At 71.3% G+C, this 22,531-nt stretch carries 15 protein-coding genes; 11 read left to right on the forward strand and 4 right to left on the reverse strand.

The features are described 5' to 3' along the window. Positions 1–256 precede the first annotated feature (256 nt). The 6 genes from OG494_RS10865 to OG494_RS10890 all read left to right on the forward strand — a co-directional run bounded on the left by OG494_RS10865 (position 257) and on the right by OG494_RS10890 (position 7,093). A complete protein-coding gene (locus OG494_RS10865) occupies positions 257–1,672 on the forward strand; it encodes a hypothetical protein (RefSeq protein ID WP_328454501.1) in 1,416 nt (471 codons plus the stop codon). A 28-nt stretch (positions 1,673–1,700) separates the two neighbouring features. Continuing rightward, a complete protein-coding gene (locus OG494_RS10870; RefSeq protein WP_328454503.1) occupies positions 1,701–2,531 on the forward strand; it encodes an AfsA-related hotdog domain-containing protein in 831 nt (276 codons plus the stop codon). Between the two features lie 39 nt (positions 2,532–2,570). Next, a complete protein-coding gene (locus tag OG494_RS10875) occupies positions 2,571–3,386 on the forward strand; it encodes a carboxymuconolactone decarboxylase family protein (RefSeq protein ID WP_328454505.1) in 816 nt (271 codons plus the stop codon). Beyond that, the gene (locus tag OG494_RS10880) at positions 3,383–4,084 is read left to right on the forward strand and encodes an HAD family hydrolase (RefSeq protein ID WP_328454506.1); all 702 of its coding nucleotides are present in this window, start codon (positions 3,383–3,385) and stop codon (positions 4,082–4,084) included. Before OG494_RS10875 ends, OG494_RS10880 begins: the two co-directional genes overlap by 4 nt. Positions 4,085–4,111: 27 nt before the next feature. Further along, a complete protein-coding gene (locus OG494_RS10885; protein ID WP_328454508.1) occupies positions 4,112–5,113 on the forward strand; it encodes a zinc-dependent alcohol dehydrogenase family protein in 1,002 nt (333 codons plus the stop codon). A gap of 594 nt (positions 5,114–5,707) precedes the next feature. After that, positions 5,708–7,093, forward strand: a complete 1,386-nt coding sequence (locus OG494_RS10890) for a sugar porter family MFS transporter (protein WP_328454510.1) — start codon at positions 5,708–5,710, stop codon at positions 7,091–7,093. 78 nt (positions 7,094–7,171) lie between these two features. Here the strand turns inward: OG494_RS10890 and OG494_RS10895 are convergent, their stop codons facing one another. Continuing rightward, a complete protein-coding gene (locus tag OG494_RS10895; protein ID WP_328454512.1) occupies positions 7,172–8,032 on the reverse strand; it encodes a TIGR03619 family F420-dependent LLM class oxidoreductase in 861 nt (286 codons plus the stop codon). A gap of 442 nt (positions 8,033–8,474) precedes the next feature. Between OG494_RS10895 and metH the strand changes: the two genes are divergently transcribed. Then, a complete protein-coding gene (metH, locus tag OG494_RS10900; RefSeq protein ID WP_328454514.1) occupies positions 8,475–12,116 on the forward strand; it encodes a methionine synthase in 3,642 nt (1,213 codons plus the stop codon). Here the strand turns inward: metH and OG494_RS10905 are convergent. After that, positions 12,098–13,255 (reverse strand): FAD-dependent monooxygenase, encoded by a 1,158-nt coding sequence (locus OG494_RS10905; RefSeq protein WP_328458919.1) that lies wholly within the window; start codon positions 13,253–13,255, stop codon positions 12,098–12,100. The two genes, metH and OG494_RS10905, sit on opposite strands and share 19 nt — an antisense overlap. A gap of 256 nt (positions 13,256–13,511) precedes the next feature. On the opposite strand from OG494_RS10905, the gene OG494_RS10910 reads away from it, so the two are divergent. After that, positions 13,512–15,401, forward strand: a complete 1,890-nt coding sequence (locus OG494_RS10910) for a hypothetical protein (protein ID WP_328454516.1) — start codon at positions 13,512–13,514, stop codon at positions 15,399–15,401. 12 nt (positions 15,402–15,413) lie between these two features. On the opposite strand, the gene OG494_RS10915 is transcribed toward OG494_RS10910, so the two are convergent. Further along, entirely contained in the window at positions 15,414–16,826 is a 1,413-nt protein-coding gene (locus tag OG494_RS10915; RefSeq protein WP_328454518.1) for a hypothetical protein, read from the reverse strand. A 155-nt stretch (positions 16,827–16,981) separates the two neighbouring features. Between OG494_RS10915 and OG494_RS10920 the strand changes: the two genes are divergently transcribed. From OG494_RS10920 to OG494_RS10930, 3 genes are all read left to right on the forward strand, one after another. After that, the gene (locus OG494_RS10920; protein WP_328454520.1) at positions 16,982–17,422 is read left to right on the forward strand and encodes an LppU/SCO3897 family protein; all 441 of its coding nucleotides are present in this window, start codon (positions 16,982–16,984) and stop codon (positions 17,420–17,422) included. A 4-nt stretch (positions 17,423–17,426) separates the two neighbouring features. Next, positions 17,427–18,026, forward strand: a complete 600-nt coding sequence (locus OG494_RS10925; protein ID WP_328454522.1) for a hypothetical protein — start codon at positions 17,427–17,429, stop codon at positions 18,024–18,026. A 211-nt stretch (positions 18,027–18,237) separates the two neighbouring features. Continuing rightward, positions 18,238–20,814 carry an AAA family ATPase gene (locus OG494_RS10930; protein ID WP_328458920.1) on the forward strand — a complete coding sequence of 859 codons (2,577 nt, stop codon included), beginning with the start codon at positions 18,238–18,240 and terminating at the stop codon, positions 20,812–20,814. A 115-nt stretch (positions 20,815–20,929) separates the two neighbouring features. Here the strand turns inward: OG494_RS10930 and OG494_RS10935 are convergent, their stop codons facing one another. Continuing rightward, on the reverse strand, positions 20,930–22,486 hold the full coding sequence (locus tag OG494_RS10935) for a hypothetical protein (protein ID WP_328454524.1): 1,557 nt from the start codon (positions 22,484–22,486) through the stop codon (positions 20,930–20,932). Positions 22,487–22,531: the final 45 nt, after the last annotated feature.

Genomic DNA, 22,531 nt, shown 5'->3' on the forward strand with positions numbered 1-22,531 from the left:
TGGCCGAGGCGGGTTCGCTCGCCCCGTGGTGCCGGCCGATGACCCCCAGGTCGGCCGGCACCACCCTTTTCCTGCCTCGTCGCGGTCCTCCGGTGCGCCCGGGACTTGTGCCGCACCTTTGTCACATCGTGGGCCGCCACTGTCACGCTGCGGTACTGTCGACCGGTGCACCAGTACTCCGGAAATCGTTGGATGAACGATGAGTCGACAGGTCAAGCCAGGGAGTAAGCCCTACCGTGCACAGCTGCGCGATCGCTTGGCCGCCCTGGGGTTTCCCGACGAGGCGATCCCGGCCCGCGTGGCGGAGAACCTGATCGTCGAATGCCGGGTCCCGCCCCGCACGGCGTGGCGGCTGGCGTCCGAGTTGTCGCTCGACGTGGCGGCGCACCAGTACAACACCCTTACGGGTGACCCCCGCGCGGGTATGCGCGGTACGCGGATCTGGGAGTACGAGCAGTGGCCCGAGCGCGGCGTCCGGCCCACCGTCGCGGCGCTGCGGGTGCTGGCCCGGGTGTACGGCACGAGCTGGAAGTCCCTGCTCGGGCTGCGTGACCTCGAACAGCTGCCGGCCAAGGAGCTCGCCGAGTACCACGCCGACGTCGAGACGGTCGCGCCGGCCGCCGCCCGGGACGCGGCGCCGATGCTGACCTACCCGATCCGCTCGATCGTCCGCGTCGAGCCCGGCCGCGCCGCCGACACGGAGGTCGGGGCGAGCTCCCTCGACGACGCCATCCTGCTCACCAAGACCAACGTGGACGACGTCCAGCTCGACGACCTGTGGTCGGACCTCAACTTCCTCGGCAGCGCGTACACGCGGACCGCGCCCGACTCGGCGCTCGGCCAGCTGGCCGTCGTCGGGGAACGCACGGCCGCGCTGCTGAAGGGGCGGCAGCGGCCGAAGCAGACCCAGGACCTGCTGCTCGTCGGGGCGAAGTGCGCCGCGATGATGGCGTGGATCGCGGGGGACCTCGGGCGGTACCGCCTCTCGCGCGAGCTCAACTCCGCCGCGTGGCTCTACACCCAGTACGCCGACGACCTGCTGGCCCGGCGCTGGGTCCGCACGTCGCAGGCGCGGGTGGCGTTCTGGGCCGGCAACGGCGTGGAGTCCGCGAAACTGGCCGCCGACGGGCTCAACTACAAGGCCGGCGGGCGGCTCACCGACGCGCCGTTGATCCTCGCCGAGGCGCGCGGGTGGTCGTCCGTGCGGGCCGAGCCGCAGGTGCTGGACGCGATCGCGCGCTGGACCAGCATCGAGGACCCGGAGCTCGGGGCCGGCGGCGAAGACCGGTTCTTCAACATCACCAAGGACCGCCGCCACTACATGGCCGGCACCTCGCTGCTCTCGGTCGGGCAGGCTGCCGCGGCGTTGCGCGAGTTCGGGACCGCGCGCGAGGCCTACGAGAAGCTGTCGCTGGAGAACCGCTGGGAAGCGATGGACCCGATGATCCGGATCGACACGGGCCGCACGCACCTGCTGCTCGACGATCTCGAGGGGGCCGCGGCCCAAGTGGAACCACTCCTGATCGCGGATGTGGGCAGACAGCCGGACATGGTGCGTGCCATGCTCAAGGTCCTCGCCGCCGAGCTGTCCGGTCCGCGCTGGCGCTCGGTCACGACGGCCCGGAACCTCGCGGAGGCTCTTGTGGACGCGCAGGCGTCGGCGCGGCCTTGACTTCGACCAGATCCGGATGGAGGTGCCGATGGCAGGACCTGATGGTTCTGCGTGCCGGGCACCCCACGACAGTCCCGCCGGACCGGCCGACGCCGCCCCGGACTGGGCCTTGCCCGGCCTCACCCGCCGGCACGTCGTGGTGGTCGCCGACCGCTTCGCCCGCTTCGCTCGCGGCGACCAGGTGTTCACGGTTTCGGGGCTGCTGGCATTGATGACGTCCGACGGCCCGGACCTGGCCGGCTGCACCTGGGTCGTCCACCCCGGCCAGGGCATCGACGGGACGGACTGCGACCTGCTGGAAGCCGCCGCCGAGAAGAGCGAGGCTTCGGTGTGCCTGGCGGACCCGGCCGCGTTCCGGCCGCTGCAGGCCGCCCCGGCGATCGTCCACAAGCACCGCGCGGAGAACGTCCTGCTCGCGGGCGTGCACAGCCCGGAGGCCACGCTCTGCGTCGCCGACCTGCACGTGCACCGCGACAACGAGCTCGTCCTCGACCACCACACCGGCGAACACGTGCAGGGCATCGTGATCATCGAGGCGATGCGCCAGATCTGCATCGCGCAGTTCGAGACCGCGGTCCGCCCCGCCCTGACCTCGGCCGGCTACGCGGGGGTGTGGAAGCGGATCGACATGTCCTTCGAGGACTTCCTGTTCCCGCTCCCGGCCACCGTCGAGTCGCGCATCGAGGAGTCCGACGTCAAGCGGGAGCACCACCTGAAGTTCCGCGCCTCCGCGGTGGTGCGCCAGCACGGGCGCACCGTCGCCACCGCCGGCATCGACTACGCGATGATCCGGCTGGAACGCATCGACACCCTCGAACGCCGCAAGGCCGACCAGGCCACCCGGGCCTACCTCGGCTGAACCGGGACCCACCACCACCGCGGAAGGAACCTCACGACGATGCCCGACGTGCCGGAGCAGGACCACGCTGCCGCGTCCTTCGCCCAGGGATTGGCCCTGATCCAGCAGCTCGGCGGGGTCGAGCGCCCGGCCGTGCTGGACCTGTTCGAGAGCATCGGCGAAGCCGCGTTCGGGGAACAGTGCGTCGGGTTCATCTACGGCGACGTCTACCGCCGGCCCGGCCTCCCGCTCCCGGATCGCCAGCTGGCGACGGTCGCCGCGCTCATCGCGCTGGGCTACGCGGGTTCGCAGCTGCAGTTCCACGCCAAGGCCGCGCTGAACGTCGGCTGCACCCGCCGTCAGCTGGTCGAGACGGCCATCCAGATCAGTTCGTTCGCCGGGTTCCCGGCGACCCTGAACGCGCTGGGGGAGCTGAAGACCGTGTTCGCCACCCTCCCGGCCGAACAACCGCCGACGGGTGCCGCGGCGGACGTGCCGTGGGCCGGCATCGAGGACCGCTACGAGCGCGGCCTGGCCGCGATGAAGGCCGTCGACGGCGACGCGGGGGAGAAGGTCGCCCGGGCGCTCGAAGACATCGCGCCCGACCTGGCCCGGTACATCGTCGAGTTCACCTTCGGCGAGATCTACACCCGGCCGCACCTGACCCTGCGGCTGCGCGAGATCGTCACGATCGCCGCGTGCGTCGCGCTCGGTACCGCGACCCCGCAGCTGAAGGTCCACCTGCACGCCACGCTCAACGTCGGCGGGACCGAGAAGGAGATCGTCGAGACGATCCTGCACCTGGCCTTCTACTGCGGCTTCCCGGCCGCGCTCAACGCGATCGCGGCCGCGCGGGAAGTGTTCGCGCAGCGGTGAGCGCCCTGCGGAAGCTGCGCGTGGTCGCCCTCGACTGCGACGGCGTGCTCATCGACGACACCTACCTGGGCATGATCGCGCGGTTCGTCGCCGACCACGGCGGGGTGTACGACGCCGAAGCCGAACGGGACATGATCGGGCTGCGCGACCTCGTCGTCGCCGAGAAGATCACCCGGCTCTGCGAGCTGGACCAGCCGGCCGAGGAGACGCTGAAGCAGCTGTGGGCCGCGCGGCAGGATTACCTGCGGGAGCACCCGATCCGCGTCGCGGAAGGGGTCCAGGACTGCCTGACGGCGCTGGGCGGGCTGCCCGTGCGGCTGGTCTGCTACGGCGGGCGCACCCGGGAGCACACGTTCGACCGGTACCTCGGCGACTTCACCGCGCTGCTCGACGCCGAAGTGCCGTACGTGAGCATCAACGAGCACCGGCCGGGTGTCGAGCACATCGCCCGCACGGTCTTCGACGTCGCGTTCGACGAGATCGTGTTCGTCGACGACGTCAGCCGGGTGGCCGCCGACGCCCGTGGGCACGGCGCCGGCTTCGTCGGGTTCCCGTCGAGCCCGGCGCACGCGCGGCAGCGGGAGTTCATGGCCGGGCTCGGGGTCCGGCACTTCCCGGCGTCGCTCGCCGAACTGACCCCGGATCTTCTCGTGATGGTCGACGAAGAGCTGGCGACTTCGACACACTGGCCCTGTTGATGGGTTTCCCACCTCCTTGGAGCCGCTGTGAAGTACTTTTCCCTGCCGCGTCCCGGCGCCGGACTCGTCCTCGGCGAGCGTGACGCCCCCGAACCCGGCCCCGGCCAGGTCCTGGTCCGGCTGCACGGCTGGGCGGTCAACGCCCGCGACCTGATGATCCTCAAGGGGTTCTACCCGAAGCCGGTCAAGCCGGACGTCGTCGCGCTGTCGGACGGCGCGGGCGAGGTCGTCGGGGTCGGCGACGGCGTGCGCGCGTGGTCCACGGGCGACCGCGTGGCGGCGACGTACTTCCCGAACTGGCTCGCGGGTCCCGGCACGCCGGAGAAGACCGCGGACGACCTGTTCGGCTCGCTCGACGGGACGCTGGCCGAGTACGCCGTCTTCCCCGAGGACGCGCTGGTGGCCGTGCCCGCGCACCTGGACTACGCCGAGGCCGCGACGCTGCCCAGCGCCGGCGTGACGGCGTGGCGCGCGGTCGTCGAGGAGGGCGGGGTGTTCCCCGGCCAGACCGTGCTCACCCTGGGCAGCGGTGGCCTGTCGACGTTCGCGCTGCAGTTCGCCGCGCTCGCCGGCGCCCGCGTCATCGCGACCTCCAGTTCGGACGAGAAGCTGGCGCGGCTGCGCGAGCTCGGCGCGGCCGAGACGATCAACTACACGACCACCCCGGAGTGGGGCCTCGCCGCGGCGGAGCTGGCCGGTGGCGGCGTCGACCACGTCGTCGACGTGGGCGGGGGTGGCACGATCGGCCAGTCGATGCTCGCCGCGCGGGTCGGCGGGCACGTCAGCGTCGCCGGCGTCCTCACCCACGAGGGCGCGGCCGACCCGGTGCTCGTGCTGGTCAAGCAGCTGACCCTGCGCGGCCTCACCAACGCCTCCCGCGAGACGTTCCAGACCATGAACCGCGCCATCGAACGCACTGGCCTGCGGCCCGTGATCGACCGCCGGTTCGCCTTCGACGACGTCGCGGCCGCGTTCAAGCACCTGGAGTCCGGCGCCCACGTCGGCAAGGTCGTGCTGGAAAGCGCGTGACCGGGTAATTTTTGCCGGCCCGGCTGGGTATTTCTGTACCTCGATCTACGATTTCCGCAGCTCAGGCGGGGTGCGTGCGCCCGAAAAACTGCCCGCCGGGCAGGAATGGCGGCGGATGCCGGTACCGAGGAAAGTGGTACTCGACAGACATCGGACATCGGCCCCGAGCAGGCTGCGGCTGCTCGGAACGGCGGTCCGGTCTGGGGGCGCGGAGGGGGTTCAACCACCTGGGGGTGGGTTGAACCCCCTCCGCTGCGTCCGCCCACCACCCTTTCTCCGTCGGTGTATAACGCCGACGACGTCCGGTCGCCGAGCGCCGGATCCGGGAGCGCTTTCACCCGCAGCGCCGTCCCGCGTGTCCACAATGGATTCCTGAACCGCTTTCCGGGGCGATCCGTGTCCACAGTGCACGGATTCGAGGTTGTGAATGGAGATTCGGCGTACGGAGTAATGTTGTGCGCCAGCCGCTATCACATATGTGAACAGCGATCACGTTTCTGAATCGTTATCAAGGACTGTCTTGCCCGGTTTTTTCCGGCGTGTGAGTGTGGTGGCCGCTGGCTGGACTGGACCTATGAAAGAGGCGACCCGGCAATGACGCAGACGGCCCCGCCACGGCAAATCAGCCGAACAACTCTGTACTTCTTCGGCGCACTCGGCGGAATCCTGTTCGGATACGACCTCGGGGTGATCTCCGGGGTGCTCCCGTTCATCGGGAAAGCGTGGTCGCTGACCGCCTGGGACAAGGGCGTGATCACCGCCAGTCTCTCGGTCGGTGCCATCGTGGGCGCGCTGTTCTCCAGCCGCATCAACGAAGCCCTCGGCCGGCGGCGCACCATCATGGTCGCCGCGGCGATCGTCATCGTGGGCACGCTGGCGGCGACCTTCTCGCCGACGTTCGCGCTGCTGGTGCTTTCGCGCCTGATCATCGGGCTCGGGATCGGGTTGTCGTCTTCGACGGTCCCGACCTATCTCTCCGAGCTGGCGCCGGCGCGGCTGCGCGGCGCGATGGGCGCGCTGAACCAGATCTTCATCGTGCTCGGCATCCTGATCGCGTTCCTCACCAGCTACTTCCTCGGCCCGATCTCGGCCTGGCGCTGGATGTTCGCCGGCGCGATCGTGCCCGCGGTGATCCTGCTCGTCGGGCTCGCGTTCCTGCCGGAGACGCCGCGCTGGCTGCTCAAGAACGGTCAGGAGGAGGAAGCCCGGCGGGTCCTGGCGAGCGCGCACGGCAACACCGTGAACCTCGACGAGGAGATCGCGACCATCCGCGGCGTCATCCAGATGGACACCGAGGACAAGCCGCGGTTCCGCGACCTGTTCTCCGGTTTCGTGCGGCCGATGATGATCGTCGCCGCCCTGCTCGCGGTCGGCCAGCAGTTCAGCGGCGTGAACGCGATCAACGCGTACTTCCCGACGATGCTGATCGGCCTCGGGTTCGCCACGCAGGCCGCGCTGCTGTCCGGCGTGCTGCTGGGCGTCACGAAGTTCCTGTTCACCGCGTGGGTCGTGTTCGTGGTGGACCGCTGGGGCCGCAAGCCGTTGCTGCTCATCGGCAACGTGATCATGGTGATCACGCTGGTGGCCGCCGGGCTCGTGGTGCTGAACGTCCACGACACCGGCACTCGCGGCATCCTGATGCTCGTGATGATGGTGCTGTACCTGGTCGGTTACGAACTCGGCTGGGGCGCGGTCGTCTGGGTGATGATGGCCGAGGTGTTCCCGCTGAAGTACCGCGCGGCGGGCATGGGCGTCAGCAGCGTCATCCTCTGGGCGGCGACCGGCATCGTGAGCGCGGTGTTCCCGCTCATCTCCGCGGTGGGCTCGCTCGGCATCGGCGGTTCGATGTTCCTGTTCGCCGGGATCAACGTGGTGCTGTTCGCGCTCACCAAGTGGCTCGTCCCGGAGACGAAGGGCCGCTCGCTGGAGCAGATCGAGCTCGACCTGCGAGCCCGTCAGGGCGTCGCGGCGAAGAGCTGACGCCGGAAGGTTGCGCGGCGGGGGTGCGGGAGAACCGCGCCCCCGCCGTCGTGTCGGCCGACACGGTGACCGGAGTGGTCAGGCGACGGGGGCCGTGGCGAGGCCGAGCTTTCCCGCCAGCCGGCCGATCCAGGCCGACACCTCGTCGGGGGAGCGGTCCGGCAGCCCGAAGATCACCTCGGTGACGCCCAGCGAGTCCAGGTGCGCCAGCCGCGCCGGGTCCGGGCGCTCGCCCAACGCGCAGATCGCCGGTGCTCCGGACCGGCCCTCGTCGCGCCAGATCTCCTTCAGCAGCGCCACATGGCCGTCCAGATCCGTGTCCGCCGGTGTGGTGATCCAGCCGTCCGCGTGGCGGGCGATCCAGCGGAACGTCTTTTCCGTCGGGCCCGCGCCGAGCAGGACCGGGATGTGCGCCTGGACCGGTTTCGGCCACGCCCAGCTGGGGCCGAACGACACGAACTCCCCGTCGTAGGAGGCTTCTTCCTCCGTCCACAGTGCACTCATCGCCTCGAGGTACTCGCGCAGGGCGGTGCGGCGGCGGTTGCCGGGCACGCCGTGGTCGGTCAGCTCGTCGACGTTCCAGCCGAACCCGGTGCCGAGCGTGACGCGCCCGCCGGAGAGGTGGTCGAGGCTGGCGATCGTCTTGGCGAGCGTGATCGGGTCGCTCTCGACCGGCAGGGCCACCGCCGTCGAGAGCCGGATCCGCTCGGTGACCGCCGCGGCCGTCGCCAGCGCCACCCACGGGTCGAGGGTGCGGCTGTACCGGTCGTCGGGCAGGGACGCGTCCCCGGTGCGCGGGTGCGGCGACTCGCGTTTCACCGGGATGTGCGTGTGCTCGGGTACGTAGAAGGTGGCGAACCCCGCGGCTTCCGCGGCCTGCGCCGCGGCCGCCGGAGTGATGCCTCGGTCGCTGGTGAACAGCACGATTCCGTAGTCCACGCGAGGGACTGTATTAGAACGTGTTTCAGTTTTCAAGCGGCCGCCGTTCCGCATCGCGGGACCATCCGCGAGCACGGATCTCGCTTTCGGTATACCGGCGCGTACAGTGTGTGATCGGATCGAGCGTCGATCGAGTGCCGATGGACGCCGCTCCGGTAAGCAGACAGGAAGCAGAGAGCCGAGGTCTGCCGGGCCATAGTGGGTGAGCCCGGAAACGGCCGGTCGGAACGGGGTGGTGGCAAGTGGAGCCGACGATCCATTGTGGACGCTCGCGCGTGGCGTCCCAGCCAGTGGACGGCCCCGCGGGGCGGGATGGTGTCCCGGGCGGGGGTTCCAGTACCCTGGTTCACAGGCCGAGAGGCGCTGCAACGGGCCCGGGGGTCCGCCACGCTCGGCCGGCAGTGACCACCCAAGGGCGCCTCCCGACTGAGGGAGGCTGCCGGTGAACCCGATCACCCCGCACGAATCCGAGGCCACCGCGCGGCTGCGCGAGCTGCTCAGCCAGCGGGTCGCGGTCCTCGACGGCGCTTGGGGCACGATGCTGCAGGGCGCCGGGCTGACCCCGGCCGACTACGTCGGCGACCGCTTCGGCGACCACACGCACGACGTCACCGGCGACCCGGACCTGCTCAACATCACCCGTCCGGACGTCATCCTCGACGTGCACCGCCAGTACCTCGCGGCCGGCGCGGACATCACCACGACCAACACCTTCACCGCCACCAGCATCGGCCAGGCGGACTACGGGCTGCAGGCCCACGTCCACGAGATGAACGTCCGCGGCGCGCAGCTGGCCCGCCAAGCGGCCGACGAGTTCGGCGGCCGGTTCGTCGCCGGGTCGATCGGCCCGCTCAACGTCACGCTCAGCCTGTCGCCGAAGGTCGACGACCCGGCGTACCGCGCCGTCACGTTCGAGCAGGTCAAGGCCGCTTACGCGGAGCAGATCGCCGGCCTCGTCGAAGGCGGCGTCGACCTGCTGATGATCGAGACCATCTTCGACACGCTCAACTGCAAGGCCGCCATCGCCGCCGCGCGCGACGTCGCGCCGCAGCTGCCGCTGTGGATCTCGGTCACCATCGTCGACCTGAGCGGGCGGACCCTCTCGGGCCAGACCGTCGAGGCGTTCTGGAGCTCGATCGAGCACGCGAAGCCGCTGGTCGTGGGGGTCAACTGCTCGCTGGGCGCCGAGGAGATGCGCCCGCACGTCGAGGAACTCTCGCGGATCGCCGACTCCTACGTCGCCTGTCACCCGAACGCCGGCCTCCCGAACGCGTTCGGCGGGTACGACCAGACGCCCGAGGAGACCGCCGGGCTGATCGGCGGCTTCGCCCGCGACGGCCTGGTCAACCTGGTCGGCGGCTGCTGCGGCACCAGCCCGGCCCACATCAAGCAGATCGCCGCCGCGGCGAAGGGCGTCGCCCCGCGCGAGGTCCCCGCGCCGCGCACCCACACCCGGTTCAGCGGGCTCGAGCCGTTCGGCATCAGCGCCGACACCGGGTTCGTGATGATCGGCGAGCGCACCAACGTCACCGGCTCCAAGCGGTTCCGCCGGCTCATCGAGTCCGACGACCACCAGGCCGCCGTCGACGTCGCGCTGGAGCAGGTCCGCGGCGGGGCGAACCTGCTGGACGTCAACATGGACGCCGACCTGCTCGACAGCGAGGAGGCGATGACGACGTTCCTCAACCTCATCGCCACCGAGCCCGAGGTCGCCCGCATCCCGGTGATGGTCGACAGCTCGAAGTGGACCGTGCTCGAAGCCGGTCTGCGCTGCATCCAGGGCAAGGGCGTCGTCAACTCGATCAGCCTGAAGGAGGGCGAGGAGCCGTTCCTCGCCCAGGCCCGGATCATCCGCAACTACGGCGCCGGCGTCGTCGTGATGGCCTTCGACGAGCAGGGCCAGGCCGACACCGCCGACCGCAAGGTCGCCATCTGCGGCCGCGCGTACGACCTGCTCACGCAGAAGGCCGGGTTCGCCGGCGAGGACATCATCTTCGACCCGAACGTGCTGGCCGTCGCCACCGGCATCAGCGAGCACAACGGCTACGCGAAGGCGTTCATCGACGCGCTGCCCCGGATCAAGGAGCGCTGCCCGGGCGTCCACATCAGCGGCGGCATCTCGAACCTGTCGTTCTCCTTCCGCGGCAACGACATCGTCCGCGAGGCGATGCACTCGGCGTTCCTGTTCCACGCCGTCCAGGTCGGCCTGGACATGGGCATCGTCAACGCCGGCCAGCTCGCGGTCTACCAGGACATCCCGCCGGAGCTGCTCGAACTGGTCGAGGACGTGCTCTTCGACCGCCGCGAGGACGCCACCGACCGGCTGGTGACCTTCGCCGAGAACGTCAAGGGCAGCGGCACCAAGCGCGTCGTGGACCTCTCGTGGCGCGAAGGCACGGTCGAGGAGCGGCTGTCGCACGCGCTCGTGCACGGCATCGTCGACTACATCGAGGAAGACACCGAAGAGGCGCGCCAGGTCAAGGCCCGGCCGCTCGAGGTGATCGAAGGCCCGCTGATGGACGGCATGAAGATCGTCGGCGACCTGTTCGGCGCCGGCAAGATGTTCCTGCCGCAGGTGGTCAAGAGCGCGCGCGTGATGAAGCGTTCGGTGGCCTACCTCGAGCCGTTCATGGAGGCCGAGAAGGAAGAGGCCCGGCTGGCCGGCCGTGCCGAGGTGTCCAACGGCCAGGGCAAGGTCGTGCTCGCCACGGTCAAGGGCGACGTCCACGACATCGGCAAGAACATCGTCGGCGTGGTCCTCGGCTGCAACAACTACGAGGTGATCGACCTCGGCGTGATGGTGCCGGCGGCGAAGATCCTCGACATCGCGGTCACCGAGGGCGCCGACGCGGTCGGCCTGTCCGGGCTGATCACGCCGTCGCTCGACGAGATGGTCAACGTCGCCAACGAGATGCAGCGCCGCGGCCTGAAGATGCCGCTGCTGATCGGCGGCGCGACGACGTCCCGCCAGCACACCGCGGTCCGCATCGCGCCCGCCTACGACAACGCGACGGTGCACGTGCTCGACGCGTCGCGCGTGGTCGGCGTGGTGTCCGACCTGCTGGACCCCGACCGCTCGATCGTGCTGGCCGAGAAGAACCGGGCCGACCAGGAGGTGCTGCGCGAGCAGCACGCCAACAAGCAGCGCCGGCCGATGCTCAGCCTCGAGCAGGCCCGCGCGAACCCGGAGAAGGTGTCGTTCGCCGATCTGCCGACGCCGCAGTTCACCGGCGTCCGCGTCGTGGAGCCGAGCATCACCGAGCTGCGCGAGATGATCGACTGGCAGTTCCTGTTCCTGGCCTGGGAGCTCAAGGGCAAGTACCCGGCGATCCTGGACCAGCCGGTCGCCCGCGAGCTGTTCGACGACGCGACCACGCTGCTCGACCAGATCATCGCCGAGGGCAGTTTCCGGGCGAAGGGCGCGTACGCGTACTGGCCGGCGCACACCGAGGGCGACGACATCCTGCTCGACGGCGAGTTCTCGCACATCGGGTTCCCGATGCTGCGGCAGCAGACGTCGAAGCCGATGGACCGCGCGAACCGCTGCCTCGCCGACTACATCGCACCCGAGGGCGACCACCTCGGCGGCTTCGCCGTCGCCATCCACGGGGCCGAAAAGCTCGCGGCCAAGTACGAGGCCGAGCAGGACGACTACCGCGCGATCATGGTCAAGGCGCTGGCCGACCGGCTCGCCGAGGCGTTCGCCGAGTACATCCACCTCAAGGCCCGCCGTGACTGGTTCGAGCCGGACGCCGACCCGAAGCTGGAGGACCTGCACGCGGAGCGCTTCCGCGGCATCCGCCCGGCGCTCGGCTACCCGGCGAGCCCCGACCACAGCCAGAAGCGCGAGCTGTTCGAGCTCCTGGAAGCCGACGAGCTGGGCATGGCCCTGACCGAGTCGTTCGCCATGACGCCGGCGGCGAGCGTGTCCGGGCTGATCTTCGCCCACCCGGACGCGAAGTACTTCACCGTCGGGCGGCTCAACCGCGACCAGATCGAGGACTACGCGCGCCGCAAGGGTGTCGAGGTCGCCGAGGTCGAGCAGTGGCTGCGGCCCAACCTGGCCTACGAGCCCGAGGCGTAGTCCTTCAGCTCGATGCCGGTGGCGAACTTGTCGGTCGCTTTGAGCAGCATGCGGAGCAGGAAGCGGGACTTGAACGTCCAGTCCCGCATCCTGATCCGCAGCCGGGACGGCGGCGCGAGGAACGGGCCCGCGCTGCCGCGCTGCGAGATCCTGGCGTAGCGGCGGAACTGCTCTTCGTAGCGGGCGAAGGCGGCGCGGTGGTCGCCTCCGGCCGCGAGCAGCTCGCCAGCGAGCACGTACGCGCCGACGATCGCGAGGCCGGTCCCGAAGCCGCCGAGGGTGTTGCCGTAGGCGGCGTCGCCGAGCAGCACGACGCGGCCGCGCGAATAGCGGTCGATCGTGACGCGGGCGAGCGAGTCGAGGTAGAACTCGCGAGCCCGCGGCACCTTCGTCAGCAGCTCGGGCACCCGCCAGCCGACGCCGCGGTAGGCGTCGATCAGCAGTTCGCGCTGCCGCTCGGTGTCGATGCGGTCGTAGTCGAGCTCCGGTGAGGCGAAGACGAAGAACGCCGACGCCTTGGGTCCGCCGACCGCGGCCATCCGGCCGGGCTCGTTGTACATCACCGGTTCGCCGTCGCCGATGCCCTCGCCGAGCTCGGCCAGGGCGTAGTAGTGGCCGAGGAACTCGACGTAGTCGCGTTCCGGGCCGAAGGCCAGCCGCCGGACGTTCGAGTGGATGCCGTCCGCGCCGACGACGAGGTCGAAGGTGCGCGGTCCGGCCTTCGCGAAGGTGACGTCGACGCCGTCGGCCGTCTCGGTCAGCGCCGTGATGGTGTCGCCGAACAGGTACTCGCAGCCGGCGGCGGTGTGCTCGTACAGCAGGTCGGCCAGGTCGCCGCGGCGGATCTCGATCTCGCCGCCGGTGAACTCGCCCGGGATCACGGCCCGGGGCTTCCCGGCGGCGTCGACGATGGTCTGGTCCTGCCCGCCGGTCGCGCGCTCGCGGACCTCGTCGAGGATGCCCATCCGCTCCAGCACGGTCCGGTGCGTGGGGCCCTTGAAGTCGACGGCCTGACCGCCGGGCCGCACCGACGGGGCGCGTTCGACGACGGTGACGGTGCAGCCGTAGCGGGCCAGCCAGTACGCGAGGGCCGGACCGGCGATGCTCGCGCCGGAGATCAGGACCTCGAGGTTTTTCAGGGCGTTGTCGTTGAGCGTGTTGTCGTTCGGGGCGTTGTCGGTCATGGCGCAGAGCATCGCGGCGGGGGCTTACCGGTCGCCGGCGAAGTGCTGACGACCACCGTCAGCGCCCGGCGCGTGACTGTCGCGAGTGGACAGCGGGCCGGTCGCGCAGGTGGAAAATCCCCGGCCGCACGCGGGGTTTTCCCGATGGTTTTCGCTTGTTGACCGGGCCAGGCTCCGGGAGGACCATTCTCGCGGGGGAGAGGGGCCGGCAATGCTGGGGATGGAAACGCCGTCGGTGACGACGGAGGTCGGCGAGCTGCTGCGCAGGGGCGAACGCGCGCTCGAAGCGGACGGGGACCTGCGCGCGGGCCGGGAGTGGTTCGACCGCGCCTATCGCGCCGCGGAACAGGAGTGCGACGGTGACGGGATGGCCCGCGCCGCGCTGGGCCTGGCCGGGTTGTGGGTGCACGAACACCGCAGCGCGCCCGCGGCGGCGTTGCTGCAGGCGCGGTTGCGCAGCGCGCGGACCGCCGTCGACCCGGGTTCTTCGCTGGCGTTGCGGCTGAAGGCGCGGCTGGCGGGCGAAGCGGACTACGTGGCGGGGGAGAGCAACGACATCCTGGCCGTACTGGAGGAGATCAAGCGCGCGGGTGACCCGGTCGCCTGGGCCGAGGCCGCGAGCCTGGCCCACCACTGCCTGCTCGGGCCGGACCACGGCGGCCAGCGCCGGGCGCTGGCCCAGGAGCTGATCACCGAAGGCTTCCGGACGTCGCGGCGCAGCGATCTGCTGATGGGCCTGCTGTGGCGGACCGTCGACCTGTTCCTGGACGGCGACCCGCACGCCCAGCGCGGGCTCGCCGACCTGCGGAGCCTGCTGGCCGAGCGGGACCACCTCGCGGTCGGCTTCGTCCTCGACGCGATCGACGTCATGCTCCGCATCCGCGCCGGCCGGTTCGACGAGGCCGAAGAACGGGCCGCCGCCTGTGCCCAGCGCGGTGAGCTGGCCGGCGACGCCGACGCGACCGGCTGGTACACCGCGCAACTCGGTGCCATCCGCTGGTACCAGGGCCGCGTCGCCGAGCTGTTGCCGGTGCTGCGGGAGACGGTGCATTCGCCGACGCTCAGCGCGGTCGACAACGCGCTCGTCGCCGGGCTGGCCGTCGCCGCCGCGTCGGCCGGGGACCAGCGTGAGGCGGCCGGGGCGCTGGCGCGGCTGCGCGGGCGCGATCTGGCCTTGCTGCCGCGGTCGAGCAGCTGGCTGGTGTCGATGTACGGCATCGTCGAGTCGGCGTGCCTGGTCTCGGACGTCGAATCCGCGCTCGCCGCGTACGCGCTGCTGACACCCTTCGCGCGGCTGCCGATGACGGCCAGCCTCGCGGTCGCCTGCTTCGGTTCGGTGCAGCACGCGCTGGGCGTGGCGATGCTGACCGCGGGCGAGCCCGAGCGGGCCGTCACGCACTTCCGGGCGGCGGTGCGCGACAACCTGGCGCTGGCGCACTGGCCGGCTGTCGCGCTCTCGCGGGCCCGGCTCGCGCAGGCGCTGGCGGTGCTGGGCCACGCGGCCGAGGCGTCGGAAGAGCGGGCGGCGGCGACCCGGGAAGCGGCGGACCTCGGCATGGCGTTGCCCGCCGCGCCGGAGCGGCCGGCCGGCCGCGTCACCTGCCGGCGGCAGGGCAAACACTGGCTGTTCGCCCTGGGCGGCCGGTCGGTGCTGGTCGAGCACAGCGTCGGCATGGGCTACCTCGCCACGCTGCTGGACAACCCGGGTTATGAGCTGTCGGCGATCGACCTGGCCGCCGGCCCCGGCGTGACGGCCGCGACGACGTCTTCGCAGCCGGTGCTCGACCCGGCGGCGACCAGCCACTACCGCAAGTGGCTGGCCACCCTGGAAGCCGAGCTCGACGAGCACGAGGCCAACCACGACGACGGCCGCGCCGAGCGGGTGCGGTCCGAGCGCGACTGGCTGGTCGGCGAGCTCTCGGCGGCGGCCGGGCTGGCCGGGCGCGTCCGCGAGTTCACCGGCGTCGAGGAGAAGGCGCGGATCGCCGTCGGCAAGGCGATCCGCCGCGCCCTGACCCGCATCGCGGCGGCGGACGCGGTGATCGGCGACGTCCTGCGCGACGGCGTCCAGACCGGCAACCGCTGCTGCTACCGCCCCTGAAGCGGGCTTTCGCTACTGGACCGCGCCGTTCTGGGTGAGCAGGTTCTCGTACCAGGCGTCGTACGGGTGGTTGGACGCCGGATAGCTCGCCGGCGGTGTCGTCGCTTCGCTCGCCGAGTCGAAGTCCCAGCCGCGCACCAGCTTGCCGGACTGGCGGGCCGCGGTGATGAACGCCGACTCCGTCGCGGGCGCGCCGTAGAACAGCGCGCCGTCCTGCAGCTCGGCGCTGTCGCCCTTCTGGAACTCGTCGAAGGCGACCTGGCGGTAGCGGATCCGGTCACCGGTCACGCCGCTCGTGTCCGCCCGCAGCGTCTGGGCCGGGGTCGGGCCGTCCGCGGCGGTCCGGACCGTCACCGTCCGGCTGCCGCTGGTCGCGGTCGCGATCGGGAACCGGGCGTCGGACGTCTTGGCGTTGCCGGTCCACGCGACCGTCGTGCCGGAGAGCGTGCCGTTCCACGTCCAGTTCTGGCTGTTTCCCTGGCTGCGGTGGATCTCCCGCAGCTGCGTCCCGCCGGGGCTGGTGAACACGACGCCCGGCAGCACGCCGTTGTCGTACTGGTGACTGGCCTGCCAGGTGATCTCGCCGTCCGCGCCCAGCCTGCCGACGCGGTACCAGAGGGTGGTCGCGGTCTGCGACTGGTGGACCTCGACGAGGTCGCCGTTGTCGTTGAGCGCGACGGCCGGGGTCTGGCCGTTGTCGTACTTCCCGTGGCGCAGCCAGGTGATCCGCCCGTCGGCGCCGTACGTGCCGGTCCCGTACCAGAGCCCGCCGCCCCCGGAGTCGTGCACCTCGACGACCTGGCCGCGGCCGTTGAGCGCGACCGCCGGGTGGTAGCCGACGTCGCGTTTGTACTCGGCGCGCGTCCCGGCGTCACCGGAGAGCAGCGGCAGCACGCGGCCGCGTAGCGCGTCCACGGTCGGCTGGCCCGCGGGGTAGTCCTTCGCCTGCAGCAGGCGGCTGCCGAAGACCGACTCCAGCTCCTGGTTCAGCGCGGTCAGGTTGCCCGCCGCGAAGTTCGCGTTGTCGGTCAGGTCGTCCTTCAGGTCGAGCATGACGACGATCGGTGCGGCGGCCGGGTGCGCCGCCGACCAGGTGTTCACCGTGGCCAGCCAGTCGCGCAGGTTGTTCGACGCCGGGTTGCCGCCGCTGTGGTCGACGAGGTTGCCGGGCGAGTCGTGGCCGACACCGTAGTCGTGCGAAGTGGCGTAGCCGTTGTCGTGGACGTCGAGCTCGATGAACCGGACGCCGTGGTCGAGCTGGTAGGCCACCGAGTTCTTGGCGCCGTCGACGTTGCCCGAGTAGCTGTTGTGCGTGGCCCGGAAGACCGAGCCGGTGAACGGCGGGCTCGCGGCCTCGGCGGTCCCGCCGGTCAGGAGCGCGGCGGCCGTCAGTGCGGTGGCGGCCAGGGCGGGCAGACGGGTCATCCTCGGGTCCTCACGTCGGGAACGGGAAGCCGTCCCATCCTGGCGGGCCGGGGTGGGCGTTGTCTCGAACTTCGGGTGGAACTTCGGGCGGAACGTCGTGGAACGGAATGGAACGCCCAGGAGGTGACAGCAGGTTCGGAGAGGGAGGAAACGTCATGACCCAGGCAAACGGACCCCAGTACCCGGAGCCGACCGGGCCGGTGCCGCCGCAGGCCGGGGTGCCCGGCCCGCCGCCGCCCGGCGGTGCGCCCCAGCCCAAGGCGAAGAACCCGAAGCGCCGCCAGAAGATCGTGCTCACCGTCTTCTTGGTCGTGGTCGCCGCGATCCTCGCGCTGGTCTGGGTGGCCACCCGGTCCAACGGCGAGAACGCGCAGGTCGGCAACTGCGTCACCGAGAGCGGCGAGAACTACGTGAAGATCGTCGACTGCGGGGACAGCACCGCGACGCTGAAGGTCGTCGCGCGGGTCGAGGACAAGACCCAGAGCGAGGCGCTGGTCAGCGCGTGCAGCGCCTACCCCGACGCCGACCAGGTGTTCTGGGAGGGCAAGGAGGGCGAGACCGGGGTCGTGCTGTGCCTGGCGAAGACCGGTAAGTAGCGCGATGGCGGCCGGGAGGTTCTCGTTCACCGGTTCCGGCGAACTGCGGGTCTGCAGCGGCGGGCGCACGCTCGCCGCCGCGGGCGACGTGATCGCGATCGGTGACCGGGTCTTCCGGCTGGGCGAGGTCGACCGGGTCGCCTATCACGCGGCGGCCCGGCCGCACCGGGCCAGTTACTCGCTCGGCCTCGCCCGCGGCCCGGTGCGGTGCCGCTTCGGGTTCGACGCGGCGGCCACGGAACTGGACGGCGCGCGCGAGGCCTGGCGGCGGCTGGTCGAACTGGTGGAGTCGGCGGCCTGCACGCGGATCGCGCGGACCCTGGCCGAGGCCATCGCGGCCGGCGGGACGGCCCGCTTCGGGGGCGGCGGGCACCCGCGGATCGACGCCGACGCGGAGGGGCTGCGCGATCACCGGTGGTTCGCGGGGAAGGTGCCGTGGGGGCGGGTGCTCGGCAGTGACCTGCGGGCGGGGCAGGTGCGCGTGTGGACGGGCGGGCCACAGCCCCGGCTCGTCGCCGGGATGGCGGGCTGGAACGCCGTCGTCCTGCCACGGGTCGTCGGGATCATGGTGTGCCGGGAAAAAGAATCACCGGGAAACCATTGATCACGACGTCGGATGAATGATCGGGAAATGCTCACGGAATAGCGGATACGTTGTCCGTTCTGTCGCATTTGCCGGTCCGCTCGGCGATTTATGCGAAATTGCCGCGCGAATCCGGTACTTGGCGGGCCCCGGCGTCGTCATTATCCGGAGAAGAGGTGTGCGCGGACACCGGAAAGCCGTGCCAGGGGTTGGGGAGGCAGCACGCGTGGGCATGGACTGGCCGCTGGTCGGCCGAGAACGGGAGCTGGCGTTCGCACGCCGGGCGCTGGGGGACGCCGAGGTGTGCGGGCTGCTGCTGACCGGGCGGGCCGGCGCCGGGAAGACCCGGCTGGCCAAGGCATTGCTGGCCGAGCTCGAGGCCGGGGGCGCCCGCACGCACTGGGTGCGGGCGATGTCGTCGGCCTCGACGATCCCCTTCGGCGCGTTCGCCCACCTGCTGCCGGGCAGCGCGGACGGCACGGCCGACCGGGCGCACCGGCTCAACCAGGTCGCCGGGCACCTGACTCGCGGCGCGGAAGGCCGCCGGCTGGTGCTCTGCGTCGACGACGCGCACCTGCTCGACGATTTGTCCGCGACCCTGGTGCACCAATTGGCGGCGACGGCGTCGGCATTCGTGATCGTGATCGCGCCGCACGGGGTGAGCGTGCCCGATCCGGTCTTCGCGATGTGGAAGGACCGGGTCGCCGAACGGCTCGACATCGGCGAACTCACCCGCCAGGAAACCCGGGAACTGTTCACCGCGGCGCTGGGCGGGCGGCTCGACGACGGCGCGGAACACCGGCTGTGGCACCTCGCCCTCGGCAACCCGCTGTTCCTGCGCGAGCTCGTGCAGGGCGGCCTGGACAGCGGCTCGCTGTCGGCCGAAGACGGCGTCTGGCGCTGGAGCGGAGCCCTGACGGCCACCCCGCGGCTGGTCGAGCTGATCGAGATCCGCACCGACCGCGTCGACGCCGACGAGCGCCGACTGCTGGAACTGCTGGCCTTCGGCGAATCCCTGGGCAGTGACCCGCTGGTGCGGCTCGGCGCCGGGCGGGTGCTCGCGTCGACCGAGCAGGCCGGCCTGGTCGTGTCCGAACGGACCGGGCGGCGCCTCGACGTCCGCTTGGCGCACCCGCTCTACGCCGAGGTGATCCGGCGGCGGACGTCACCCCTGCGCCAGCGCGACACCTACCGGATCCTCGCGCAGACCCTGGACATGACGGGCGCGCGCCGCGCCGAGGACAAGCCGAGGCTGGTGCGGTGGCGGCTCGCGGCCGGGCTGCCGACCGACCCGCAGCTGGTCCGGGCGGCGGCGGAGACGTTGCTGCGCAAAGACTTCCCGCAGGCGGAACAGCTCGCGAAGGAGGCCGTCCGGCTGGGCGGCGGGTTCGCCGCGAAGTTCCTGCTCGCCCAGGTCCGGATCGCCGGTGGCCGGCACGCCGACGCCGACGTCCTCCTGGCGGAACTGGCCGGCGAGACGGTGTCGGACGTGCAGCACGCCCGCGTCGCCGCGACCCGGGCGCGCAATCTCGCCTTGGGGCTGGGCCGGGCGGAGCAGGCCGAAGCCGTGCTGGACACGGCGGAGACGGCGGTGTCGTCCGGGCTGGACGAGCTGGCGACGGCCCGCGCGGCCCTGCGGGCGGCCGCGGGTGCGGCGGGGGCCGCGCTCGACCTGCTCGGACCGGTGCTGGACCGCAACCGCCGCGGCGACCCGCTCCGGCTCGCGGCACTCGTCGTCGCGGCCGTCGCCCTGGCGGAGAGCGGGCGCGTCGAGGCGTGCCTCGGTGTCGTCGAAGAAGGGCTGGCGATCGCGGCGCGGATCTCCGACGCCGACGCGCCCGGCGCGCGGGCCCGGCTGGAGCACGCGCGGATCGTCGCGCTCTGCGGGGCGGGCCGCGTCGAAGAGGCCGAGGACCTGGCCGGCGACGGCTACCGCGACGCGATCCGCGACCGCTGGGGCCCGGCGCTGGCCGGCGCGTCCGCGTCGCTGGGCACGGTCGCGCTCGCCTACGGCAACCTCCGCGGCGCGATCCGCTGGCTGCGGGAGGCACTCGCGACGGAGGCGCACGACCAGCCGCACGCGTTCCGGCCCGCCGTCGTCGCGGCCCTGGCCCGGGCGACGGCGATGACCGGCCAGGCCGCGGACGCCCCGCAGGCTCCGGGGCCGCTCGGCGCGTGGAGCCGTGCCTGGGGCGCTGCCGCGCGGGGAGAGCTGACGCGGGCCGCCGAGCTCGCTACCTCGGCCGCGGCCTCGGCCCTTTCCGAGGGACGGCTCGCGCTCGCGGCGGAGATGGGACACGACGTCGTCCGCTTCGGCGGCGAGGCACCCTCGCCGGTGGATCCCGGAGGCCGGCTCGCGTCGTTGTACGCCGACCACGCGCGTGCTCGGGACGCCGAGGCACTGGACGAGGTGGCGACCGGCTTCGCCGACGTCGGAGCCCGGCTGCTCGCCGCGGAAGCCGCGGCCGAAGCGGCGCGCGCCCACCGGGCGGAAGGGCGGCTCGGCAGCGCGGGGACGTCGGCGCAGCGGGCCCGGTCGTGGCTGTCGTCCTGTGAGGACGCCGCGACACCGGCGCTGGCGTTGCTGGAGACGCCGTTGGACCTGACGGTCCGCGAGCTGGAGATCGCGCGCCTGGTGGCGACGGGCTTGACGAGCCGCGCGGTCGCCGACCGGCTCGTGGTGTCGGTGCGGACGGTCGACAACGTGCTCCACGGCGTCTACGCGAAGCTGGGTATCTCCGGGCGCCGTGAACTGGCTTCGGTGGTGGGCCGCCCCGAGGTGGGGAGTAGTCCCGCCGACGCCCCATAGGTAGTCCGCCCCGTTCCCGGCCGGGAAGCCGAGTAGGCCGCTACTCATGACCGGCGGCCGGTTCGCCCCAAGACTGGATGACAACGGAGGGGCACGGGCTTCACCGATCCGAATGTCAGGAGTGCACGAGATGACGACTTCGTCGGGCGACGTTTTCCAGAACGAGCAGGGTTCCGGTGGCGGCAACCAGTTCAACGAGCAGGCCTCGGCCGGCGGCTCGGGGAACATCTTCCAGAACGAGCAGGGTTCGGGCGGTTCCGGTGGGGACCAGTTCAACGAGCAGGCGTCGAGTGGTGGCCGTGGGGACATCTTCCAGAACGAGCAGGGCTCGGGTGGCCACGGGGGCGACCAGTTCAACGAGCAGGCCTCGAACGGTGGCCGCGGCGACGTTTTCCAGAACGAGCAGGGCTCGGGCGGGCACGGTGGCAACCAGTTCAACGAGCAGGCCTCCACCGATGGTCGCGGCGGCGACATCTTCCAGAACCAGCAGGGTTCGGGCGGTCACGGTGGCGACCAGTTCAACGAGCAGGCGTCGAGTGGCGGTCGTGGGGACATCTTCCAGAACGAGCAGGGTTCGGGTGGCCACGGGGGCGACCAGTTCAACGAGCAGGCGTCGAGTGGCGGTCGTGGGGATATCTTCCAGAACGAGCAGGGTTCGGGTGGCCACGGGGGCGACCAGTTCAACGAGCAGGCCTCGAACGGTGGCCGTGGGGACATCTTCCAGAACGAGCAAGGCTCCGGGCGCGGCAACCAGTTCAACGAGCAGGCTTCGGCCGGCCACCACAGTGACGTGTTCCAGAACGAGCAGGGCTCGGGCGGGCACGGCGGCGACCAGTTCAACGAGCAGGCCTCCACCGGCGGCGTCGGCGGCGCGATCTTCCAGAACGAGCAGGGTTCCGGTGGCCACGGTGGGAACCAGTTCAACGAGCAGGCCTCCACCGATGTTCGCGGCGGCGACATCTTCCAGAACCAGCAGGGTTCCGGTGGCCACGGTGGCAACCAGTTCAACGAGCAGGCCTCGAACGGTGGCCGCGGCGACATCTTCCAGAACGAGCAGGGTTCCGGCGGGCACGGTGGCAATCAGTTCAACGAGCAGGCCTCCACGGGCGGTCACGGGAGCATCTTCCAGAACGAGCAGGGTTCCGGTGGCCACGGTGGCAACCAGTTCAACGAGCAGGCCTCGACCGGCGGTCACGGGAGCATCTTCCAGAACGAGCAGGGCTCGGGCGGGCACGGTGGCAATCAGTTCAACGAGCAGGCTTCCACGGGCGGTCACGGGAGCATCTTCCAGAACGAGCAGGGTTCCGGTGGCCACGGTGGGAACCAGTTCAACGAGCAGGCTTCCACGGGCGGTCACGGGAGCATCTTCCAGAACGAGCAGGGTTCCGGTGGTCACGGTGGCAATCAGTTCAACGAGCAGGCCTCCACGGGCGGCCGCGGCGATATCTTCCAGAACCAGCAGGGTTCCGGCGGCCACGGTGGCAACCAGTTCAACGAGCAGGCCTCGACCGGCGGCCACGGCAACATCTTCCAGAACGAGCAGGGCTCGGGCGGGCACGGCGGCGACCAGTTCAACGAGCAGGCGGCCACCGAGCACCACAGCCACGAGCAGGAGCACCACCACGCGGCGGAGCACGACCACCACGCCGACCACCACCACGACGTCGACCACCACCACATCTGAGCCCGTCGACAGAACACAGCCAAGACACCGAAG

The sequence above is a fragment of the Amycolatopsis sp. NBC_00438 genome (assembly GCF_036026695.1).
GTDB lineage: Bacteria > Actinomycetota > Actinomycetes > Mycobacteriales > Pseudonocardiaceae > Amycolatopsis.